Annotated in this window: 21 protein-coding genes; 5 read left to right on the plus strand and 16 right to left on the minus strand. The window is 68.1% G+C overall.

The genetic code is table 11. The features are described 5' to 3' along the window. The first annotated feature begins 62 nt into the window (after positions 1–62). Complete coding sequence (locus IBJ82_RS04895) at positions 63–1,715, plus strand: FAD-binding protein (protein ID WP_194824690.1); 1,653 nt, start codon at positions 63–65, stop codon at positions 1,713–1,715. 22 nt (positions 1,716–1,737) lie between these two features. Here the strand turns inward: IBJ82_RS04895 and IBJ82_RS04900 are convergent, their stop codons facing one another. After that, positions 1,738–2,712, minus strand: coding sequence for an alpha/beta hydrolase (locus IBJ82_RS04900; RefSeq protein WP_194824691.1), 975 nt, complete (start codon positions 2,710–2,712; stop codon positions 1,738–1,740). 86 nt (positions 2,713–2,798) lie between these two features. Between IBJ82_RS04900 and IBJ82_RS04905 the strand changes: the two genes are divergently transcribed. From IBJ82_RS04905 to IBJ82_RS04915, 3 genes are all read left to right on the plus strand, one after another. Then, positions 2,799–3,686: an SDR family oxidoreductase gene (locus IBJ82_RS04905; RefSeq protein WP_194824692.1), complete on the plus strand. Its 888-nt coding sequence runs from the start codon at positions 2,799–2,801 to the stop codon at positions 3,684–3,686. Then, positions 3,683–4,792 (plus strand): hypothetical protein, encoded by a 1,110-nt coding sequence (locus tag IBJ82_RS04910; RefSeq protein WP_194824693.1) that lies wholly within the window; start codon positions 3,683–3,685, stop codon positions 4,790–4,792. The genes IBJ82_RS04905 and IBJ82_RS04910 overlap by 4 nt, the downstream gene beginning before the upstream one ends. A 106-nt stretch (positions 4,793–4,898) precedes the next feature. Then, positions 4,899–5,549 carry a TetR/AcrR family transcriptional regulator gene (locus IBJ82_RS04915; protein WP_194824694.1) on the plus strand — a complete coding sequence of 217 codons (651 nt, stop codon included), beginning with the start codon at positions 4,899–4,901 and terminating at the stop codon, positions 5,547–5,549. A gap of 31 nt (positions 5,550–5,580) precedes the next feature. Here IBJ82_RS04915 and IBJ82_RS04920 read toward each other — a convergent pair whose 3' ends face one another. The 12 genes from IBJ82_RS04920 to IBJ82_RS04975 all read right to left on the minus strand — a co-directional run bounded on the left by IBJ82_RS04920 (position 5,581) and on the right by IBJ82_RS04975 (position 18,055). Continuing rightward, on the minus strand, positions 5,581–6,105 hold the full coding sequence (locus IBJ82_RS04920; RefSeq protein ID WP_194824695.1) for an SRPBCC family protein: 525 nt from the start codon (positions 6,103–6,105) through the stop codon (positions 5,581–5,583). Next, positions 6,102–6,467: a helix-turn-helix transcriptional regulator gene (locus IBJ82_RS04925; RefSeq protein ID WP_194824696.1), complete on the minus strand. Its 366-nt coding sequence runs from the start codon at positions 6,465–6,467 to the stop codon at positions 6,102–6,104. The genes IBJ82_RS04920 and IBJ82_RS04925 overlap by 4 nt, the downstream gene beginning before the upstream one ends. A gap of 169 nt (positions 6,468–6,636) precedes the next feature. Beyond that, positions 6,637–7,701, minus strand: coding sequence for a hemolysin family protein (locus tag IBJ82_RS04930; RefSeq protein WP_194824697.1), 1,065 nt, complete (start codon positions 7,699–7,701; stop codon positions 6,637–6,639). After that, the gene (locus IBJ82_RS04935) at positions 7,694–9,049 is read right to left on the minus strand and encodes a hemolysin family protein (protein ID WP_194824698.1); all 1,356 of its coding nucleotides are present in this window, start codon (positions 9,047–9,049) and stop codon (positions 7,694–7,696) included. Before IBJ82_RS04935 ends, IBJ82_RS04930 begins: the two co-directional genes overlap by 8 nt. Before the next feature lie 280 nt (positions 9,050–9,329). Further along, complete coding sequence (locus IBJ82_RS04940; RefSeq protein WP_194824699.1) at positions 9,330–10,766, minus strand: GuaB1 family IMP dehydrogenase-related protein; 1,437 nt, start codon at positions 10,764–10,766, stop codon at positions 9,330–9,332. 52 nt (positions 10,767–10,818) lie between these two features. Next, complete coding sequence (locus IBJ82_RS04945) at positions 10,819–11,679, minus strand: DMT family transporter (RefSeq protein ID WP_194824700.1); 861 nt, start codon at positions 11,677–11,679, stop codon at positions 10,819–10,821. Between the two features lie 121 nt (positions 11,680–11,800). After that, positions 11,801–13,264 carry a DEAD/DEAH box helicase gene (locus IBJ82_RS04950; RefSeq protein WP_370585150.1) on the minus strand — a complete coding sequence of 488 codons (1,464 nt, stop codon included), beginning with the start codon at positions 13,262–13,264 and terminating at the stop codon, positions 11,801–11,803. A 255-nt stretch (positions 13,265–13,519) separates the two neighbouring features. Next, entirely contained in the window at positions 13,520–14,458 is a 939-nt protein-coding gene (locus IBJ82_RS04955; RefSeq protein ID WP_194824701.1) for a M56 family metallopeptidase, read from the minus strand. A gap of 64 nt (positions 14,459–14,522) precedes the next feature. Beyond that, complete coding sequence (locus tag IBJ82_RS04960; protein ID WP_281220972.1) at positions 14,523–14,912, minus strand: BlaI/MecI/CopY family transcriptional regulator; 390 nt, start codon at positions 14,910–14,912, stop codon at positions 14,523–14,525. A 62-nt stretch (positions 14,913–14,974) separates the two neighbouring features. Further along, entirely contained in the window at positions 14,975–15,799 is an 825-nt protein-coding gene (locus tag IBJ82_RS04965) for an ABC transporter ATP-binding protein (protein ID WP_194824702.1), read from the minus strand. A 52-nt stretch (positions 15,800–15,851) separates the two neighbouring features. After that, on the minus strand, positions 15,852–17,012 hold the full coding sequence (locus tag IBJ82_RS04970) for a FecCD family ABC transporter permease (RefSeq protein WP_370585151.1): 1,161 nt from the start codon (positions 17,010–17,012) through the stop codon (positions 15,852–15,854). Beyond that, positions 17,009–18,055, minus strand: a complete 1,047-nt coding sequence (locus IBJ82_RS04975) for an iron ABC transporter permease (protein ID WP_194824703.1) — start codon at positions 18,053–18,055, stop codon at positions 17,009–17,011. Before IBJ82_RS04975 ends, IBJ82_RS04970 begins: the two co-directional genes overlap by 4 nt. A 110-nt stretch (positions 18,056–18,165) precedes the next feature. On the opposite strand from IBJ82_RS04975, the gene IBJ82_RS04980 reads away from it, so the two are divergent. Continuing rightward, positions 18,166–18,864: a hypothetical protein gene (locus IBJ82_RS04980; RefSeq protein ID WP_194824704.1), complete on the plus strand. Its 699-nt coding sequence runs from the start codon at positions 18,166–18,168 to the stop codon at positions 18,862–18,864. Positions 18,865–18,899: 35 nt separating this feature from the next. Here the strand turns inward: IBJ82_RS04980 and IBJ82_RS04985 are convergent, their stop codons facing one another. The 3 genes from IBJ82_RS04985 to IBJ82_RS04995 form a co-directional block, all read right to left on the minus strand. Continuing rightward, complete coding sequence (locus IBJ82_RS04985; RefSeq protein WP_228536440.1) at positions 18,900–19,928, minus strand: alpha/beta hydrolase family protein; 1,029 nt, start codon at positions 19,926–19,928, stop codon at positions 18,900–18,902. A 175-nt stretch (positions 19,929–20,103) separates the two neighbouring features. Next, positions 20,104–20,619, minus strand: coding sequence for a pyridoxamine 5'-phosphate oxidase family protein (locus IBJ82_RS04990; protein WP_194824705.1), 516 nt, complete (start codon positions 20,617–20,619; stop codon positions 20,104–20,106). Further along, entirely contained in the window at positions 20,616–20,834 is a 219-nt protein-coding gene (locus IBJ82_RS04995) for a hypothetical protein (RefSeq protein WP_228536441.1), read from the minus strand. Before IBJ82_RS04995 ends, IBJ82_RS04990 begins: the two co-directional genes overlap by 4 nt. Positions 20,835–20,851: the final 17 nt, after the last annotated feature.

Raw genomic sequence — 20,851 nt, forward strand, 5'->3', positions numbered from 1 at the left:
GCCGCGCTGTAATCTAGAACACGTTATAGTTCGTTTTCTAGAACACGTTATAGGCGGCGGCGATGCGGTCGGCCTCTGCTCGGAAGGTGAGACAAGTGCGGGCCTGGGACGATGCAGCCGATGTCGTGGTCGTCGGATACGGCGGTGCGGGAGTGGTCGCGGCGCTGGCCGCGCGGGAATCCGGCGCCGAGGTCCTGGCCCTCGACCGGTACCTGGGTGGCGGCGCCACGACGCTGTCGGGTGGCATCGTGTACGCGGGCGGCGGCACGTGGGTGCAGCGCGAAGCGGGCATCGATGACGACGTCGACAACATGGTCGCGTATCTGGAGGCCGAGGTCGGCGACGCGGTGAGCGCCTCGACACTGCGCCGATTCTGCGAACAGTCCGCGGCGATGATCGACTGGCTGACCGAGCACGGCGTGCCCTTCCAGGCGTCGGTGTGCCCGTACAAGACGTCGTACCCCACCGACGACTACTACCTGTACTTCTCGGGCAGCGAAAACTCGGGCCGCTACCGGGATCTCGCGAAGCCGCGCCAGCGTGGTCACCGCGTCCACGGTCCCGGAGTGTCGGGCAAAGCGCTGTTCGCGCCGTTGGCCGAGTCGGCGGCCGCGCACGGCGTCCGAGTCCGGACCGGCACCAGGGCGGCCCGGCTCGTCGTCGAGGAGGGTCGGGTGACCGGCGTCGAGGCGATCACGATCGACGGTGCGCCCGCGGCGGTGCGGCGCCGATTCGCCGCGCTCGCTCGGATCTCGGCCAAACCCGGTGTGTACCACCAGGGTTTACGCCGGGCGGTGGAAATGCTGCTGGCCCGGATCGAGCGCAAGCATGGACGGCCGGTCAGGATCCAGGCGAGATCCGGTGTCGTGCTCACCACGGGCGGCTTCATCGCCAATGGCGAGATGGTCGCTCGGCACGCCCCCGAGTATCCGTGGTCGCAAGGACTGCCGCTGGGCAGCGCGGGCGACGACGGCAGCGGCATCACCATGGCACTCGACATCGGCGCGGCGAGCGGCAAGATGGACGCGCTGTCGACGTGGCGTTTCATCGCGCCGCCCAGCGCCTTCTTCGGCGCTGTCGCGGTGAATTCCCTCGGCAAGCGCATGATCGACGAGTCCCGCTACGGCGCGGCGCTGGGCGCGGCCATCGCCGCCAGTCCGGGCCACCGCGCCTGGTTGCTCGTGGACTCCGAACTCGAGGCCGAGGCTCGCAGGCAGATCGGCCCCCAGTCGGTGTGGTTCCAGCGGATGCAGACCGAGCGTTTGCTCCGGATCGGGCGCGTCTCCGGTAGCACCGTGGAGGAGGTGGCCGCCCGTGCCGGGATCGACCAGTCGGCGCTGCGTGAAACCCTCGACGCGCACAACCGGGCGATCGAGCAGGACCAGCCCGATCCGTTGGGCAAGCCCGACGACATCCGTCGTCCGATTCGTACCGGACCGTTCGCCCTGCTCGACATCTCGTTCAAGGCGCGGCTGACCTACCCCATGCCCATGCTCACCCTCGGTGGTCTGCTGGTGGACGAGGACACCGGCGCTGTGCGGCTCGAGGCCGGGGGAGTCGTTCCTGGGCTCTTCGCCGCAGGGCGCGCGGCGGTCGGCATCTGTTCGAACTCCTACGTCAGTGGACTGTCGATTTCCGACTGCGTCTTCTCGGGGCGGCGGGCGGGATTACACAGCGCCCCAGCCGCTTCCACGCGGGTGAACACTCTCGGGTAAGGGCGGGGCCCGGCGTCGGTGATCACGCGAGCGTCCGATGCTGCGCCCCGCCGGCGCGATCGAGAGCGGTGACGAACGCGCTCACCTGCGCCAAGGCGGCGACAGCTTCCGGGACGGCCAGGTATCCCGCCTGGAAGACGTGCACTTGGCCTGCCCAGACCTGTAGGTCACAGCGCACACCGACGCGGCGGGCGGTCGCCGCGAGGTGTTCGGCGTCGGCCTGCAAGATCTCGAGGCCGCCGACTTGGATGAGCATCGGCGGAAATCCGGGGACGATTCCGGCCGCGACGTCCAGGCGGGGATCGGTGAGATCGGCTCCGGCGAGATACATGCCGATCAGCCGGTGGGCGGTGGTGGCCGAGGCGTACGGGTCGCGCAGGGCCGGTTCCTTCGTGGCGGCCAGTCCCATGGTGAGGTCGGCCAGCGGCGAGAACAGCACCAGCCCCGACGGTTGTGGAAGTCCCCGCCGGGCGAGCTCGCCGACGAGGGCCAGCGCCAGGTGTCCGCCGGCGGAATCTCCCGCGACGACGATATCGGCGGGTCGATGTCCGCGGGCGAGCAGCCAGAGGTAGCCCCGCAGCGCGTCCTGATGTGCCGCGGGGAAAGGGTGTTCGGGTGCGAGCCGGTAGCGCACGGCGAAAACGGGGCGTCCGCACGCGCGACCCACCCGCGAGATCAGACCGCGATGGGTGCCCGGCGAACAGGAGAAGTACGCACTGCCGTGCAGGTAGTAGATGATCGGTTCCCGCAGTTCGGGTAGTGCGTTCACCCACTCGCCGCGCACCGCGACGTCGGTGTCTGCCCGTTCGTGGACGGGAAAGCGTGCCACTGTCCATGACGGCATGACCAGGCGCAGTCCGTGCATCGCCGATCGTCCGATACGGGTGCCTGCCCGAGTCGCGGGAAGCAGCGAGCCCAATCGGCGCACCGTCAGCAGCATGACCGCGGCCACGGCCCGGCTGGCGCGCGACGGTGTCGCGTCGAGATATCGATCCATGGCGCACATCATGCGCGGACAACAGGGCAACTGACAAGAAGTCATGTCAAAACTTCCGAGATCCTGTAGGTTGCTGACATGACACCATGTCAAATTGCGAACACGGAGGTATCGCTGACGTGCGACGGCCATTGACAGGGCGGGTCATCGCGGTGACCGGCGGTGCCCGTGGGATCGGAAGAGAGATCGCCGCGCAGCTCGCACGGGCGGGCGCGCGCGTCGCGATCGGCGATATCGACGGATCGGCGGCCCGCGCCACCGCCGCCGAACTGGGTGCGAAGGTGCGGGGATTCGACCTCGATGTCGCCGAACGGGCGTCGTTCGCGGCGTTTCTGGCCGCGGCCGAGCAGGGGTGGGGTCCGCTCGATGTGCTCGTCAACAATGCCGGGGTCATGTGGGTCGGCCCGTTCGACCGGGAACCCGAGGCGGTGCGGCGGCGACAGTTCGACGTGAATGTGCACGGCGTCATCAACGGGGTGACCCTCGCCGCACCGGCCATGCGCGCCCGCGGCGCCGGGCACATCGTCACCGTGGCCTCCGCCGCGTCGAAGCTCGCCCCGCCCGGTGAGTCTTCCTATGCCGCCACCAAGCACGCGATTCTCGGCTACCTGACCGGGGTGCGCGCTGAATTGCGCGACAGTGGCGTCGACCTCTCGGTGATCATGCCGACCGTGGTGGACACCGAATTGGCGACGGGCACCGACAACGGCGGGGTGGCACTGCTCCAGCCCGCCGACGTCGCTCGCGCCGTCGTGCGGGCGATCGAGCGCCCCCGATTCGAGGTGACCGTCCCCGGCTACATCGGACCGCTACTGCGCGTGGTCAACGTGCTCCCGGCCTTCCTGCGGGACCGTATCCTGCTCGCCATGGTGCCGGATCAGGTTGCTGCCGTTCATGATTCGTCGAGCCGGTCCGATTATGAACACAGGGTCTACGAACCTGCCTCCACTCCTACGTCAGGAAATTTGCGATGACGACAACCGATGCTCGCGGCGATGTCCGGCCGATTCCGGAGTTCGCCGGTGTCCACGACGTGTGGCCGCGCGGTGACCGCCTCGAAGCCGTGCGCGAGGCCGCACGCCGCTACCGCGAGCGGTTCCTCCGACAGGGGCAGGTGCGCGCGATCAAGAGCTTCGACATCGCCGCCGCCCCGTATCCGCAGCGGTTCGCGTTCCAGGGCTATTCGATCGGCCCCAACCCGATGATCTCGATCATCAACCGGATGTTCGTGGTCCAATTCGAGGGATTCGACGGCGCGCTGCGGACACTGGTCTGGGAGCCCACCGTCGCGGCCGGGTCGGGCAAGGCCCCGTTCTACGCGAAGCTGCAGAAACTCTCGCGCACTCTGCGCGCGGACTCGCTGTTCGTCAAGTACTACAACGATCCCGAGGCGGTGCTGCCCCGACTCGGTTTGCGCGACGAGGATGTCGATTACGTCAGTTTCGACCATCTGCACGTGCAGGACGTCCGCATGATCATGGGTAGCGACCGGACGATCGACGGTGAGGCGGGCCCGCGTGACTCGCTGTTCCCGAACGCGCGGATGCTCGTGCAGCGCAAGGAACTCGGCACGCTGGAATCGGTGCACCCGATGCAGTGGGCATGGTACGTCGACGGCGGCATGGATGGCGTGCCCGCCGAGCGGCTGCAAGTCCTCGACGGTGACGTCGAACTGGGTGTCGGGGTCAGCCTGCTGTGGACGCCCGGGCACACCGACGGAAATCACTCGCTGTGTGTGAATACGCCCGACGGCGTCTGGGTGTCTTCGGAGAACGGGATGGCGGCCGACAGCTGGCAGCCGGAATTGTCCAAGATCCCCGGGGTCCGGCAGCAGGCCGCGTTCTACGGCCGCGAAGTCGTGCTCAACGCGAATACTCTCGAGGACTCGCTGGATCAGTACGATTCCATGGTCAAGGAGAAGACCATGGCTTCCCGGTCGCCGCGCGATTCGCGCTGGCTGCAAGTTGTTCCGTCGTCGGAATGCGCGAATTGGAAGCGTCAGTGGCCGGTCGTGCCGACCTTCACCCACGGTGGACTCGACTACGGGACGATCACGATACCGCCGCGCGCCACCGTCTGACCCAGCTCGCCCTGCCTCGCCCGATTCTGATAAGGGTTCATGTCAGAATCGGGCGACTGGATAGGATGGAGACTCCGGAAGTCGGGTAGACGGATGCGGGAGGATTGTGACCGAGACCGAGACCGCGTCGCGCCGTTACGGCGGGCGGGACAAGGCGAGTCGAAGCGCTGAGCGTCGAGCCGCTCTCCTGGCGGCCGGCCTGGAACTTTTCGGCACCATCGGCTATCAGGCGTCCTCGGTCAAGAAGATCTGCGATCGAGCGGGCTTGACCGAACGGTACTTCTACGAGTCCTTCACCCATCGCGAGGCACTGCTGAGCGCGGTCTACGACGGTGAGATCGAACAGGTCCGCACCGCCACCCTGGCGGCGCTCGCGAACGCTGAACCCGAGCTGGCTCCGCAGGCGCACGCCAGTGTCGAGGCCTTCGTCCGGACCGTGGCCGCGGACCCTCGTCGCGCCCGTGTCATCTTCATCGAGGTTGTCGGCGTCAGCTCCGCGCTCGAGGTGCACCGCCGCGCGGTCATGCACGAATTCGCCCAGCTGATAGCCGGTTTCGCCGAGGCCTATTTCCATATTCCCGCCACCGAGCGTCTGGCGATCGCGGCGATGCTGTTCGCCGGCGGCATGACCGAGCTGATGGTGGACTGGACGCTGGCCGACACACCGCTGCCGCTCGACGATCTGATCGACGTCGCCGTGAGCATCCTGATCCACGGCCTCGGGACCCTCGATCCCCTACCCGCCGAACAGTCGTAGTCGAGCACCTTGTGGGACAAGCGAATCCGGCTCAGTGGTTGCGTCCGAATTCCTTGCGGTAGTGCTCGGACAGTGCGGGGTAGTAGTCCTCGAAGTTCACCGTGGCCGGGTCGCGGTCGGCCTCGGCGGCGACCAGCCGGTCGAGGTAGTAGTCCCAGCCCGGTCCGACGTTCTCCGCCATGGCGGGGTCGGGCACGATCTGGGCGAAGGTCAGGGTCGTGATCCCGCCTTCCTCGGCGAGATCGAGGCGCAGCTGCCAGTGTTCGGGGTTCTCCCCGTCGTAGGGCATGGAGGTGGTGACCCGCAGCCGGTGCGGGGCGTCGCATTCGTCGATCCGAAATCGCTCGGCGGGCATCTCGCCCTCGAAGAGCATCTGGAACTTCACTTCGCCGGTCGCCGGGTCGCCGGTCCAGGTGCCGAGCCAGCGCGCGAGTCGCTGCGGCTCGGTGACGGCGGCCCAGACGTCTTCGATCGGCGCGCGGAAGGTTCGGGTCCATTCGCAGTAGGTGCCGTCGGCGAGGTCGCGGCGGTGTCCGGTCGCTGTGGGGATGGTCATGCGGTCTGCTCCTTGTCGCTGTCGGTGCTGGTCGTGCCCCGGCGTTCCCGAGTGGTACGGCGTACTTCGAGGTCGAGACCGTCGAGCGCGTGCTCCGGAATCGGCGGCCGGGTCCGCTGCAGCTGCTCCAGATAGTGGTGCAACGGTGCGAGCCCCGCGGGGGCGAGGCGATAGTGGCGTTCGCGACCGTGCTGTTCGGCGCAGACCAGACCCGCATCGGCGAGTACCCGCAGATGCTTGCTGATCGCCGGCCTGCTGATGGGGTATTCCGCGGCGAGATCGACAACCCGGGCCGGTGCGCCCGCGAGGCGCTCGAGTAGGTCTCGGCGCACGGAGTCGGCCAAAGCCTCGAATACGTCCATCTCTTAATTGGTAACCGATTGGTTACCAATAGTCAAGCGCCAACCTCGGGCGGTGGCCGACTGACAGCAAAGGACACGGCCCGACCAGTTGGTCGAGCCGTGTCCCGGTGTGCCTGTGTGTGAACTTGTCACGACGCAGTGTCGTGCGCGAGATCGGTTGGTGCAGGCCCTATTCGGCGAGGCGGTGGGTGCCGTCGCGCACGGTGCCGACGAACTCCTCGATCAGGTCCTCCAACGCGACCACGCCGACGGTGTTGCCGCGACTGTCGACCACCCGTCCCAGGTGACTGCTGGTGCGGCGCAACCGGGCCAACGCTTCGTACAGCGGAGTTCCGGTGCTGACGGTGGGCAGCGGGCGGATGTCGGTGCGGGGGATGACGGTGTCAGGACCGGCGTTGTCGTCGGCGACCTCGTCGAGGACGTCCTTGATGTGTAGGTAGCCCACCAGGGAGCCGTCGGAGGCGGCGACCGGATAGCGGGAGAAGCCGGTTTCGGAGACCGCCGCTTCCACCTCGCCGAGGGTGGTTCCGTTGCCGATCAGGGGTACCGATCTGGCTTGGGCCAACGGGACCATCACATCGCCGACGATCTGTTCGGAGGTGCCCAGCGCCTGGGTGAGCCTGCGGTGTTCTTCCTCGTCGAGCAGTCCCTCGGAGCGGGATTCGCCGATCATCTCGGCCAGTTCCAGCGCCGAGACCGTGGCGTCGAGCTCGTCCTTGGGCTCGATCCGCAGCATCCGCAGCGTCATATTCGCGGCGAGGTTGTACAGCGCGATCAGCGGTCGGGCGATCCGCAACCACATCAGATGGATCGGCACCAGCAGCAGCGCCGACCGTTCCGGGCCCGCGAGGGCGATGTTCTTCGGCACCATCTCGCCGAGCAGGATGTGCAGGATCACCACGATGGTCAGCGCCAGCGTGAAGCCCACCGGATGCAGCAATTGCTCCGGCAGACCGAGCAATTCGAACGGACGCTCGATCAGGTGCGCGATCGCTGGTTCGCCCACTCGGCCGAGCAGGATCGAACAGATGGTGATGCCGAGTTGGGCCGCGGCCAGCATGATCGACAGGTTCTCGCCTGCTTCGATGACCGTCTGGGCCTTCTTCTTGCCTTGTGCGACAAGGGCTTCGAGGCGGTCTCGGCGGGCCGAGATGAGCGCGAACTCGGCAGCGACGAAGAACGCGTTGCCTGCCAGGAGCACGACGGTCAGAAAGATTCCGAACAGGTCACCCATGAGTCTGCTCCCGTGCCGAGAGGTTGGCCGCGTCGACGGGGATCAATCGAATCCGGTCGATGCGCCGTCCGTCCATGCGTTCCACGCGGGCGATCCAGCCGCCGCCGGAACCGCGGGATTCTGGCAGCACCACTTCGTCACCGGTCACCGGGATACGGCCGAGCTGGGCCAGAACCAGTCCGCCGAGGGTTTCGTATTCGCCCTCGGGTGCGTCGTAGCCGGTCGCGCGCGACACCTCGTCGATGCGCATCAGGCCTGAGCAGTCCCAGCCGTCGGAGACCCGGCGCACATCGCGCTCCTCCTCGTCGTGCTCGTCGCGCACGTCGCCGAGGATCTCCTCGATCAGGTCCTCCATGGTCACCATGCCCGCGGTGCCGCCGTATTCGTCGACGACCAGTGCCACCTGCATGCCGTCGGCGCGGACCCGCTCCAGGACTTCGTCGCCGTCCAAACTGGCGGGCACGATCGGCACCGCGACAGCCAGCTTGCTGAGTGGGATCTGCTTGCGCAGCTCGCCCGGATGGGTGAACGCCTGCTTGACGTGCACCACGCCGAGGGTGTTGTCGAGGTCGCCGTCGACCACCGGGAACCGGGAATAGCCGGTGCGCGCGGCGGCGGCGATGAGATCGGCGATGGTGTCGTCGCGGTCCAGCGATTCGACCTTCACCCGTGGCGTCATCAGATCCTCGGCGCTGCGCTCACCGAATTCCAGCGAGCGGTCCATCACCTGCGCGGTGCGCTGATCCATCGCGCCGCGCATGGCGGAGGTACGCACCAGCGAACCGAGTTCCTGGGGCGAGCGGGCCGAGCGCAGTTCTTCGGCGGGTTCGATGCCCAGCCTGCGAACAACCCAGTTGGCGGCGCCGTTGAGAAAGCGGATGAGCCATTTGAACAGGGCGGAGAACCCGATCATCGGACCCGAGGTGACCCGGGCCACCTTCATCGGCTCGGCGATCGCGATGTTCTTGGGCACCAGTTCGCCGTAGATCATCGACAGCGATGTCGCGATGATCAAGGCCAGCGCCAACGCGACGCCGTGCGAAGCGCTTTCGCTCAACCCGATGCCGTCCAGCAGCGGATCGAGCAGTCGGGCCAGCACGGGTTCGGCGATGAAGCCGGTGATCAGGGTGGTGATGGTGATGCCGAGCTGGGCGCCGGAGAGTTGGAAGGACAGGGTGTGATGAGCCTGTTTCACCAGCCGTGACTGGGTGTCACCTTCGCGGGCGGCCGCTTCGACGGTGCTGCGTTCGAGTGCGGTGAGAGAGAACTCGGCGGCGACGAACAGGGCCGTTCCGAGGGTGAGGGCGACGAAGCCGAGCAGGCTGAGCACGGTCAGGACGATGGACATCCTCAGCACCACCCGAGGGGTGCGACAGGGAGACCGGGAGATCGAACGGACGCTGCGGAAAGGAGGACGCCGGGTTTGTCACCCGGCTCCGTAGAGGAGCCCTCCTGTGTGGCGCCCTGAGACGCGGGTGACAACTGGATCCTTTCGGGGCGGGAGTCGAGCATGTGCCGTGATCGGCTACTCCATAGTAATCCGTGCCCACCCATGATGTGTCAGCGGCGCGGCGCCGGACACGGCGAGGCGGCCGATCGAGGGTTCGATCGGCCGCCGTGCGAGGGGTTCACCAGCCGCTGGGCAGCGGCCGACCTTCGGCGAAGCCTGCCGCGGACTGCACGCCGAGCACGGCCTTGTCGTGGAATTCCGGCAGTGAGCGAGCACCGGCGTAGGTGCAGGAACTGCGCACACCCGAGCAGATGTGGTCGATGAGGTCCTCGACGCCGGGGCGCTCGGGATCCAGACGCATCCGCGAGCTGGAGATGCCCTCTTCGAACAGCGCCTTGCGGGCGCGATCGAAGCTGCTGTCGGCGGCGGTGCGGGCGGCGACGGCGCGCTTGGACGCCATGCCAAAGCTTTCCTTGTACTTGTTGCCGTCGCGGTCCACGCGCAGGTCGCCGGGGGACTCGTAGGTGCCGGCGAACCAGGAACCGATCATCACGTTCGACGCACCCGCGGCCAGCGCGAGGGCTACGTCGCGGGGATGCCGAACGCCACCGTCGGCCCAGACGTGCACGCCGAGTTCCTTTGCGGCGGCGGCACATTCGGCCACGGCGGAGAACTGCGGGCGACCGACGCCGGTCATCATGCGGGTGGTGCACATGGCGCCGGGGCCGACGCCGACCTTGATGATGGTCGCGCCCGCCTCGGCCAGATCACGGGTGCCTTCGGCGGAGACCACGTTGCCCGCGACCAGGGGCAACCCGAGGCCGAGATCGGCGACGGTGCGCAACGATTCGAGCATCTTGGTCTGGTGGCCGTGCGCGGTATCGAGCACGAGCACGTCGGCACCCGCCTCGGCCAGTGCCTTCGCCTTGACGGCGACGTCACCGTTGATGCCGACGGCGGCGGCGACGCGCAGCTTGCCTGCTTCGTCGACGGCGGGGGTGTAGATACCCGCGCGGACGGTGCCGGTGCGCGTCATCACGCCGGCGAGCGTGCCGTCGGAGTTGGTGAGCACGGCGAGCTGTGCGTGGGCTTCGGCGAGACGGTCGAAGATGTCGCGCGGGGACGCCTCGACGGGTACCTGGACGAAGTCGGTGAACGCGACCTCACGCAGGCGCGCGAACCGGTCGACATCGGCGCAGGCGGCCTCGGTGACCACACCGACCGGCTTACCGCCCTCGACGACCACGACGGCACCGTGCGCACGCTTGTGCATCAGCGCCACCGCGTCGGACACCGAACGATCAGGGTCGAGGGTGACAGGGGTGTCGGCGGTGAGCGAGCGGCTCTTGACGAACGCGATGGTGTCGGCGGCCGCCGGGATCGGCAGGTCCTGGGGGAGTACCACGATGCCGCCGCGGCGGGCGACGGTCTCGGCCATCCGCTTGCCCGCGACCGCGGTCATGTTCGCGACCACGAGGGGGATGGTGGTACCGGACCCGTCGACACTGGCCAGGTCCACATCGAACCGGGACGCGACCTCGGTCCGGTTCGGGACCAGGAACAGGTCGTCGTAGGTCAGGTCATACGGCGGCTGGGGTCCCGGAAGAAATCGCACTTGATTGATAGTAGCCCTGTGAGCACCGCGGTGTGCAAATCTCGGCGATGTGTCAGCGCGCGGGCTCGGCGGCGACCGCTCTGGTCTGGCACAGGGCCACGGTCGCCGCGCACATCACGACGACGCAGGCGCCGACGACGACCAGGCCGAAACCGTTGGTGCGCAGGTGTTCGTCGAGAGCGGTGAGACCGAGGAACGCGGCGGCCAGCGGTTCGGCGATGGTCGCCGCGGGCAGTGAGGCCGACAGCGGTCCGGCCTGGAACGCGCGCTGTTGCAGGTACACGCCGAGCAGTCCCGCGGCGACCAGCGTCCAGGTCTGCCACCCGCCGAGCACCGCGCCGATCCCGTCGCCGAACAGGGTGACCACGCGGTCGGTGAGTGCGGCGGCCGTGCCGAACAGGGCGCCACCGGCGAGACCGAGAGCGAGCGCCTGCCCCGATCGGCTGCTGATCAGCAGCCCGGTGACGGTCGCGGCCACGACGACGCCGAGCACGATCGCCAAGGGCACCAACCACTCTCGAAAGGGTGCGGTGTCCTCGCCTGCGGTCGGATCGCCCACGATCAGGAACAGCGTGAGCGCCGCGACGAGGATCAGGGCGATGGTGGCGGCACGCGCGGTGATCCGCTGCCCGTTCAGCCGCGCCGACAGCGGGAGCGCGAACACCAAGGCGCTCACCAGAATCGGTTGCACCACCAGCACCGCGCCGAATGTCAGCGCGAGAACCTGCATGCCGTAACCACCGACGTCGCCGACGATTCCGGACCACCAGCGTGGGCTGCGGAGCAGACCGCCGACGAGGGACGCGCCTTCTGGCACCGCCGCGGCCGCCCGCTGCTGCGCTACGGCGCCCAACGCGATCAACATGGCCGCGATCAGCGCGCACACGATGGTGGCGATCTCATGGTTCGTCACGGGCTCAGTGTGCGGGATCCGGTCCTCGTCGGCACTGATCTACGAACGGAAAGTCGCGGTGTTCGCCGCACCTGGAAACAGACGCGTGGCCGAACCGTAATCGGTTCGGCCACGCGATGACTCAGTTTGCCGTGCGGTTGCGGGTCACGGCGGGAGAGGCCGGACGCGCGGCGCGACGACGAGAATTCGTCGGCGTGTCGCCACTGCGGGCGTGTCCACCGGCCCCCGCGGGCTGACGAGTACGCGACTCGTGTGCCGGACGCTCGCGGCGCGGAGCACCGCCACGTCCCGCCTCGGCGGCAGGTGCGCCACCGGAGCGCGGACGACGGGTGCGCCCGCCACCGGTCGCCGACCGGGTCGGCTGCGCGGGTGCGGCCGGGGCGGCCAGTGCGATACCGCTGGGCTTGCGGGCGCCGGTGATCTCCACCAGGTTCCGGTCGCCGGGGCGCACGTCGACACCGTCGGTCCGCACGCCCGCCTTACGGGTCATCGCGGCGACTTCCTTGCGCTCCTCGTCGGTGACGAGGGTGACCACGACGCCGTCTTCACCGGCGCGCGCGGTGCGGCCCGCGCGGTGCAGGTAGGCCTTGTGTTCGGCGGGCGGGTCGAAGTGCACGACCAGCGAGATACCGTCGATGTGGATGCCGCGCGCGGCGACATCGGTGGTGACCAGCACCGGCACCGACTTGTCGGCGAAGGCCGCCAGCGTGCGCACACGGTTGTTCTGGGCCTTGCCGCCGTGCAGCGAGCCCGCGTCGACACCGGCGCCGCGCAGCTGCTTGGCCAGGCGGTCGGCGCCGTGCTTGGTGCGCACGAACATGATGGTCAGGCCCTCACGCGCGGCGATCTCGGTGGCCACGGTGCGCTTGATGTTCTTGTCGCGCACGTAGAGCAGGTGGTGGGTCATGGTGCTGACCGACGCCTCGGCGGGCGCGGTCGAGTGGGTCACCGGGTTGTGCATGTAGCGCTTGACCAGCTTGTCCACGTCACCGTCGAGGGTGGCCGAGAACAGCAGGCGCTGACCCTGCTTGGGGGTGCGGTCGAGCAGGCGGGTGACCTGGGGCAGGAAGCCCATGTCGGCCATGTGGTCGGCCTCGTCGAGCGCGGTGATCGACACGTCCGACAGGTCGGCGTTGCGCTGCTTGATCAGGTCGTCGAGGCGGCCGGGGGTCGCGATGAGCAGGTCGACACCGCGGGCAAGGCGATCGGCCTGACGCTTGATCGGCGCTCCACCGACGACGGAGGCCACGCGAAGGCCCAGCGAGCGGGCTGCCTCTTCGAGGGCCTTCTCGATCTGGGTCGCGAGTTCACGGGTCGGCACCAGCACGAGACCGCGCGGGCGGCCCGGCTTGGAGGGCGAACCCTGGGCCAGGCGGGTCAGCATCGGCAGGCCGAAGGCCAGGGTCTTGCCCGAGCCGGTCGGGCCGCGACCGAGCACATCGCGCCCGGAGAGGGCGTCGCCGATCGTGGCGGCCTGGATGGGGAAGGGCTTGTCGATGCCCGCGTTGCGCAGGGTCTGCACCAGTTCGACGGGCAGGCCGAGTTCGGCGAAGGTCGGTTCGTTGGGCACGGCAGAGTTGGTCAAGGTGGCCTTTCGTTGGGCTGCGAATCGCGCCGAACGATGATCGGCGCCGATTACCCGAATACGCGCTTCGGCGTGAGCGGGGTGCGGCCCAGCAGGAAGGACCGGTCTCCCAGGATAGGCGTGTTCGGCCTCGGGTGGGTAAACAGGCTGGTCAGGTCGGCGGTTGTGGCAACGTTTGTGCCGCCGCGAGACACCGACAGACAGTGCGGTCGTCGCGCCGCGAACGCGGAGCGGCGGAGGTGGCGGATCGCCAGGTCAGCCGTGGAAGAGCCGGTTGAGTTCCTGCAGCCACGGCACCGCGACGGCCAGTGTCGGCACGACCAGAATCGCGGCCGAGCCGAGGTAGGCGGCGGTGGCGACTCTCACGTCTCCGGTGGTGCTCGCGAGCCGTTGGATGCGGATGAGCGTGCTCGGTCCGCCCGCGGCGAGCGCGCCCTGCGGTGCGGTGGACTTGGCGCAGGCGATGAGAGCGCGGGCGAGGGGTTTGGGGCCGGTCACCTTCACGGCGGAATCGTCGGCGAGCAGTTCGATCAGCAGTTTCACCTGGCCGAGCGCGGCCTTGCTGCGGACCACCCGGGGAAAGGCCTCGTGGACGGCGGTGAACGCCTCGAGTACCAGGTCGTGGCGTGCGCGCAGATGCGAGCGTTCATGGCTCACGATGGCGGTGACCTCGGAGTCGTCGAGGTTGGTGAGCGTGCCTTCGCTGATCACGACCCGCTGGCGTAGGCCGGGCAGGCAGTAGGCGATGGGTTCGGTGGCGGCCAGCACTCGGATATCGGCGGCGCGGCGCACCGGGCCGCTCTGATCGAGCAGATCGACCAGCATGCGATGGCGGGAACGGCGGCGCCGGGTGTGCACACCGACACGCACGATCGAGAACATCAGCCGGGCGCCGACCATCAAAGTCAGCGCGAAGACCAGCACATACAGCGACCACAGGGGCAGACCGAGCGCGTCGATCTCCTGGGTGGGCGAGGTGGTCGGCCTACCGTCGGGACCGGGTACGAGCAGCAAGCTGGCGATGGCCAGCCCGGATCCGAAGGCGCTGAGCACGGCGGCCAAGGCGATCGCCTGCCACAACACCAGTGCCGCGCGCGGGCTGCGGTGCACCCAGGAAGCGCGACTGAGCAGCGCTGGTACCGGCCCTGCGAGAAGCAGGGCAAGACCAGCAAAGACTGCCGCGGTTGCGTTCATCGACTCTGCTCACTGCGTTGTGGGGCCAGGGGCGCTCACTCCATTGTGAGAGCCGCCAGGGAGTCTAGCCGCTGTTTTCGTCGGATTCGAGCTTGGCGAGCGCCTCGCGCAGGGCATCCGCCTCGTCCTTGCCGACCTGCTCCACGAAATGCACCAGCGCCGCGGCGCGACTACCTGCGGCGTCGGCCTGTTGCAAGGCGTCGACCATCAGGCTCGCCACGAGTTCGTCGCGGGTGTGAACCGGTGCGTATCGATGGGCGCGATCGTCGCGTCGCTGCACGACCAGATCTTTCTTCGCCAGTCGTTGGAGCACCGTCATCACCGTGGTGTACGCGAGCTCGCGCCGCGCGGCCAGCGCTTCGTGTACCTGCCGCACCGTGAGTGGCTCATCGGCCGACCACAACTGGTCCATGACCGCTTTTTCGAGTTCGCCGAGACCTGCCATCCCACCGATTTTACGGCCTCAACGACAAACATGCGTACTACAGATTGTCGTAACGGAGTGTTTGCTGTGTGTTATTCGTCATAGTCGGCCGCGCCGTGCACATGTCGGGTGCCGATCGGTACGATCATCGGCCGCCCCGAGACCGGATCCGTGAGCACCGTGGCCTCGAGCCCGAACACCTCGGCCAGCAGGTCGGCAGTGACGATGTCGGCCGGTTTGCCCCGCGCGACGATCCTGCCCGCGCGCATGACCACGAGCTCGTCGCTGTAGCGGATGGCGAGATTGAGATCGTGCAGCACCATCACCACCGTGCGCCCGTACTCGGCGTGCAGCCGGTCGACGAGGTCGAGGACCTCGAGCGAGTGCGCGAGATCGAGGTAGGTGGTCGGTTCGTCGAGCAGCAGGATGTCGGTGCCCTGAGCCAGCGCCATGGAGATCCAGGCGCGCTGACGTTGGCCGCCGGAGAGTTCGTCGAGGGTGCGGTCGGCCAGGTCGGCGATGCCGGTCTGGGCCAGCGCGGCGGCGACCTCGGTCTCGTCGTCGGCCGACCACTGCCGCAACCAGGACTGATGCGGATGCCGTCCGCGCGCGACCAGGTCGGCGACCGTGAGCCCTTCGGGCGCGACCGGTGTCTGCGGCAGCATGCCGATCACCCTGGCCACGTCCTTGGTCTTCATCGACGAGATCGCCTTGCCGTCGAGCACCACCTGGCCCTCGCGCGGGCGAAGCAGGCGGCCCAGTGACTTCAACAGTGTCGACTTGCCGCAGCCGTTGGGTCCGATGACTGTGGTGACCACCCCGGGCGCGATGTCGAGGCTGAGCTCGTCGACGATCACCCGTTCGCCGTAGCCGAGGGACACGGCGTCGGCGGCGAGGCGATGCGCCCAGCTGGTCATCTGAGAGTGGCTTTCCGATTTCACGTGGACGAGCTCGTTGATACGGGGCTGGTCATGAGAGCGTGGCCTTCCGATTCATGCGGACGAGCAGGTAGAGCAGGAACGGTCCACCCAGCGCGGCTGTGACGATACCGACCGGCAGGTCGACGGGCAGGAGCGCGCGTGAGACGACGTCGGCGCCCGCGACCAGGGCGGCGCCGGTCAGTGCCGAGGCGATCAGGGGCTCGCCCGCGGTCCGCAGCGCCATTCTCGCGATCTGCGGTGCGGCGAGGGCGACGAATCCGACCGGCCCCACGGCGGCGGTCGCCACCGAGGCGGCCACGACCGACGCGCCGATGAGCAGTGCCTGCTGCGCCTGGATCCGCACACCGAGCACCCGGGTCGAGTCCTCGCCGAGGCGCAGCGCGGCCAGCGTGCGCGCCGACACCAGCGACACCACGGTCACCACCGACAGGGCGATGACGGCGGGCACGACCCTCGACATGTCGGCTCCGTTGAGCGAGCCGGTGAGCCAGAGCTGGGCACGGGCGGCATCGGTCAGGCTGGCGCGGGTGAGCAGCCAGCTGATCACCGACAGCAGGACCGCGTTCACGCCGATGCCGATGAGCACGAGCCGGAATCCGGTGACACCGTGTTCGCCACTGCCCCCGCGGCGCCAGGCCAGGAGATAGATGACGACCGCGGTCAGCAGGCCGCCGGCCAGCGCGGCGATCGGGGCTCCGACGGTCGCGAGCAGTCCGGTGCTCGCACCACCGCTGCCGACCAGCACCGCGACGGCGCCGACGCTCGCGCCGGTGGTGATGCCGAGCACGTCCGGCCCGGCCAGTGGGTTGTGCAGGATCGACTGCATCAGCGCGCCCGACAATCCGAGCGCGGCCCCGACCACCACGGCTGTCAGCGCACGCGGCAATCGCGATTCGATGATGATGAAGCGCTGTGATCGGGTGCCGCCGCCGCCGAGCACGTCGAGTACGCGACCCAGTGGAATGTGGGTATCGCCCACCGCGATGTCCAGGCAGAACAGTGCGAACACCGCGACCGCCAGCGCCAGCACCATGCCGAACACGAACGGCCGCAGCACCAGTGACACCGGCCCGACCCGCAACGCGGGACGCACCCTGCGCAGCTGGGTCACCGCTCGATCCGTTCGGTCGGCGTGCGGGGGCTCGGCGGCTACCCGGTCGGCGGCCTTGCCCATCTCGACCTCACTCACAGCGACACCAACTTCTTACGACGCACCAAGGCGATGAAGAACGGCGCGCCGATCGCGGCCAACATCACCCCGACCTGGAGTTCACCGGGCCGGGCGATCACCCGTCCGGCGACGTCGGCGACGAGCAGTAGCAGCCCGCCGAGCAGTCCGGAGTAGGGGATCAGCCACTTGTTGTCCGGTCCGGTGATGGTCCGCGCCATGTGCGGAACCACCAGCCCCAAAAACACGATCGGCCCGATCGCCGCGGTCGCCCCGCCGCTGAGCAGCACCACCGCGATCAGACCGAAGGCCCGCGCCCGGGTGACGTCGACGCCGAGTCCGCGGGCGACATCGTCACCGAGGCTCAGCAGATTCAGGCTGGGTGCCGCGGCCACGGCCATGCCGACGCCGACCACCAGGAACGGCAGGACCTCCCAGAACACTTCCGCTTCGCGCCCGGCCACATTGCCGACCACCCAGAACCGGTAGGTATCGAGCGCCGCGTTGTCGAGCACGATGATCGCGTTCGTCATCGCCTGGAGGAAGGCGGTCACCGCCGCGCCGGCCAGGATCAGGCTCAGCGGACTCGCTTTGCCCCCGCCGATCGAGGAGACCCCGAACACGATCACCCCCGCGATCGCCGACCCGGCGAAGGCGAACCAGATGTATTGCGCGGGTGCGGTGAACCCGAACAGGAAGATGCTCAGCGCCGCGAGAAAACCGGCTCCCGCATTCAGTCCTAACAATCCGGCATCAGCGAGCGGATTCCGGGTATACCCCTGGATGAGCGCGCCCGCGATGCCCAACGCCACTCCGGCGAACAGGGCCAACGCGGTGCGCGGCAGACGTAGCTCACGCACGATTTCCTCGGCGGTGGAGCGGGCCGGGCATCGGAACGGGCCGCCGTCGCAGCCGAGGGCGTGTGTGACGGCGTCGAACACCGTGGTGGGTGCGAGCGAGCGGGTGCCGATGGCAATGCTCGCCACCACCGCCACGGTGAGCAAGACAACGAGCAGCAGAAGCCCGGTCAGACGACGACGTCTGACGGTGCCAGGGTGGATCACGGCGACGAACTTCTCCTGCCTCGAAACCGGACATGACTTGTGAAGTCTGGTAAGCCTAACCTATGTTCCGAGACATCATCGTCACGGGAACCAACGTTCGAGGAGGTTCGATGTCCGAGCCCGTCACCACCGCCACTTCCCGCACCACCGCCGTGTTCGACCGCGCTTGTGCCAGGTTGCAATCGCTGCAACCCGAGCATCCGCGGGTGTATGCCGTCGCGGCGATGAGCGGGCAGGGCAAACGGCGATGGTGGCATGTGCCCAACGGGCTCTCGGAGGGCCGCGTCGAACTGATGTACCGGCGTCACGCCGCGGAGATGATCAACGACGACATCGCCGCCGAAGTTGTTGCCACCGCGCTCATTCACGCCGTAGCGGGTCGGGTCACCGCCCTGTTCGTCATGGATGCGCAGGCCTGGGACCCCGGCCGCGACAACCTGTGGATCCACCACGACAACGACGGCGGCATCGACTGGGCCGGGTTGACCGACACCAGGATTCGCGTCGTCGACTGCGACCCCGAACCCGGTGCGGTCGCCTTCCCCTGCGAAGCCGCCATGGCGGTCTGGCTCGCCCACCGCTGTGCCTCCTCGCTGATTCCGCTGCAGTCGGTTCTCACCCGTTGCTCCGGTCTGCTCGCTCGCCGTTTCTGGACCCTGGTCGGTGAATCCATCATCGGCGCAGCGACTTACGTCCCCGACCTGGCGCGCGCCGACGTGTCCGCGGGGGCGCGCCGTGGCCAACTCCTGCTCGGCGCGTTCGAGGAACGCGGCCTCCCGGTTCGCCGCAGCAGTTGCCTGCAGCGCTGACGAGAGCTCTACGCGGACAAGCGATCACCAGGGTTTCAGGGTTGGCCGAGGGCTGTGGCCATCATCGGCCATGAGGCGTGGAGGTCGTCCTCCCAGTAGCCCCATGAGTGGGTACCGGTCGGGCGGATGTTGTAGGTGATATTCGTGCGGCCGAGTTCTCGCGTCCGCTGTGCCAGATTCGCCGTGCAATATGCCGTCGCTGCTTCGATGCCACCGCCGACGAGCATTTGATTCGTCAGAATCGACGTCGGATTCTTGCCGCTGATGTGCACGCGCGGATTGGACAGAGTGTCGTGTGGTCCCGGCAATCCGCTGCCCGCGGAGATGTAGATCGGAATATTCGGCAAACGATGAGCTTGCACGTAGGGATCGTGCTCGCGCCATGCGGCGTCGGTCTCCGGACCCCACATGTTCTCGGTGTTCCCGCCGCCCATCCGCACCACCAGGGAGACGAAGGCTCGGCCGATCGGATCGCTGGTCATCGCGCAGCCGCTGTAGGCGGAGACGCTGCGGTACAGCGCGGGCGCCTGGATCGCGAGATCGAGGACCGAGGTTCCCGCCATCGAGATACCGGCCAGGGAATTGACGCCGTTCGTGCCGAAGGCCGCGTCGATCACGGGCGGCAGCTCCTCGGTGAGGAACGTCGTCCACATGTTGTTGCCGTTGTTGTCGAGGTTCTTCGCCAGGCCGGCGTCCGGTCGCCGCCAGTCGGTGTAATAGGAGAACGCGCCTTCCATCGGGACGACGACGTTGACATGCTTGTCGGCGAAGAACCCGCCGGCATCGGTCTGACCCGGCCAATTGGCCGAATCCTCGCCGCCGCCGGCGCCGTTGAGCAGATACAGCGTCGGTGCGGGCGCCGAGGTGTCGCTCGGCCGCAGCACCCGCAACGCGATCGTGCGATCCATCGCGGGGGAGTAGACGCTGATGTCGGCGACCCGGTCGGTCTGCGTCCGGCTCACCAGTCGCGCGCCGGGCGCTGCCGAGGCCTGCGCGGCGTCGACGAAGGCCGGCGTCGAGGCGACTGCCACGGCACAGACGGCCGACATGATTGCGCGGAGCATTTCGTTCTTCATGGTGTTGCGTGCCTGTTCGGGTGGTCATTACCAGCGGTATCGGATGTGATGCCGGTAACTTATCTCCCCCCGGGGAAGTGTGGCAAGCTGATGTTTCACTCTTCTGGGCTGCGTCCGAGTGACGTATCTCCGCGCAATTCGGTCCGAGATTCTGTCGAAGCGGTCAATCCTCCTCAGTTCGGCTGCGCCAGATACGCGCCGGAATTCCGCTGACCAGATCGCGGCGCCGCAGCACTTGGATCCGCCACGGGTCGAGGCGAAGTACCTGGAAGGCCGGGTCGTCGGGTCCCTGCCAGAACTGCGCGGGGTCGTAGCCCGCGCCGGGCGGACTGCCGTGCCGATACAGGTCCCACACGTGTGCTCGCTCGCCGGGATCGTCGGTCCATTCGGCGACCGCGTCGACGGCGACGGTGTTCTGTGCCGGGCTCCAATAGGAGAACGTCACGTGCGGATTTCCCGCGATGTGGGCGGCCTTTACCGGGGTGCGGTAGGTCCCGAGCCAACCGACTGGGTGCTCGCCGTCGGTTTTTTCCCAGACCGGAATCAGGACGCGCGACCGCGGCCTGCCCAGGTTGTCGACGGTGGTCATGGTCGCGTAGTTGACGGCGCCGACGATGGCGTCGAAATCGGGCTGGAGATCAGCGAAGGCGCGAACGTGGGCGCGCGTGCGGTTGCTCACTGCTGCTCCTCGATGCGATCGAGCACGACGACCGGAATCGGCTGCGCGGCCGGTCGGGCGTCGTGCCGGTAGACGCCGCTGCGGCGGCCGGTGGTGGTGAGGAAGAGGTTGGTGGTGCCGCCTTCGAGGAACCCGTCACGCCCGTCGGTGGCGAGGTAGTGGCGGAGATGGTCGGTCACCGAGGGATCGGGGCTGTCGGTCACGGTGTGAGTCATGGGTTCACCGTGCACCG

It is taken from the genome of Nocardia sp. XZ_19_231 (assembly GCF_015355705.1).
GTDB lineage: Bacteria > Actinomycetota > Actinomycetes > Mycobacteriales > Mycobacteriaceae > Nocardia > Nocardia salmonicida.

Coding starts and splice junctions, on each gene's coding strand:
- IBJ82_RS04895 (WP_194824690.1), top strand. CDS start 63: ATGCGGTCGGCCTCTGCTCGGAAGGTGAGACAAGTGCGGGCCTGGGAC.
- IBJ82_RS04900 (WP_194824691.1), bottom strand. CDS start 2,712: ATGGATCGATATCTCGACGCGACACCGTCGCGCGCCAGCCGGGCCGTG.
- IBJ82_RS04905 (WP_194824692.1), top strand. CDS start 2,799: ATGTCAAATTGCGAACACGGAGGTATCGCTGACGTGCGACGGCCATTG.
- IBJ82_RS04910 (WP_194824693.1), top strand. CDS start 3,683: ATGACGACAACCGATGCTCGCGGCGATGTCCGGCCGATTCCGGAGTTC.
- IBJ82_RS04920 (WP_194824695.1), bottom strand. CDS start 6,105: ATGACCATCCCCACAGCGACCGGACACCGCCGCGACCTCGCCGACGGC.
- IBJ82_RS04925 (WP_194824696.1), bottom strand. CDS start 6,467: ATGGACGTATTCGAGGCTTTGGCCGACTCCGTGCGCCGAGACCTACTC.
- IBJ82_RS04930 (WP_194824697.1), bottom strand. CDS start 7,701: ATGGGTGACCTGTTCGGAATCTTTCTGACCGTCGTGCTCCTGGCAGGC.
- IBJ82_RS04935 (WP_194824698.1), bottom strand. CDS start 9,049: ATGTCCATCGTCCTGACCGTGCTCAGCCTGCTCGGCTTCGTCGCCCTC.
- IBJ82_RS04955 (WP_194824701.1), bottom strand. CDS start 14,458: ATGAACGCAACCGCGGCAGTCTTTGCTGGTCTTGCCCTGCTTCTCGCA.
- IBJ82_RS04965 (WP_194824702.1), bottom strand. CDS start 15,799: ATGACCAGCTGGGCGCATCGCCTCGCCGCCGACGCCGTGTCCCTCGGC.
- IBJ82_RS04980 (WP_194824704.1), top strand. CDS start 18,166: ATGTCCGAGCCCGTCACCACCGCCACTTCCCGCACCACCGCCGTGTTC.
- IBJ82_RS04985 (WP_228536440.1), bottom strand. CDS start 19,928: ATGCTCCGCGCAATCATGTCGGCCGTCTGTGCCGTGGCAGTCGCCTCG.
- IBJ82_RS04995 (WP_228536441.1), bottom strand. CDS start 20,834: ATGACTCACACCGTGACCGACAGCCCCGATCCCTCGGTGACCGACCAT.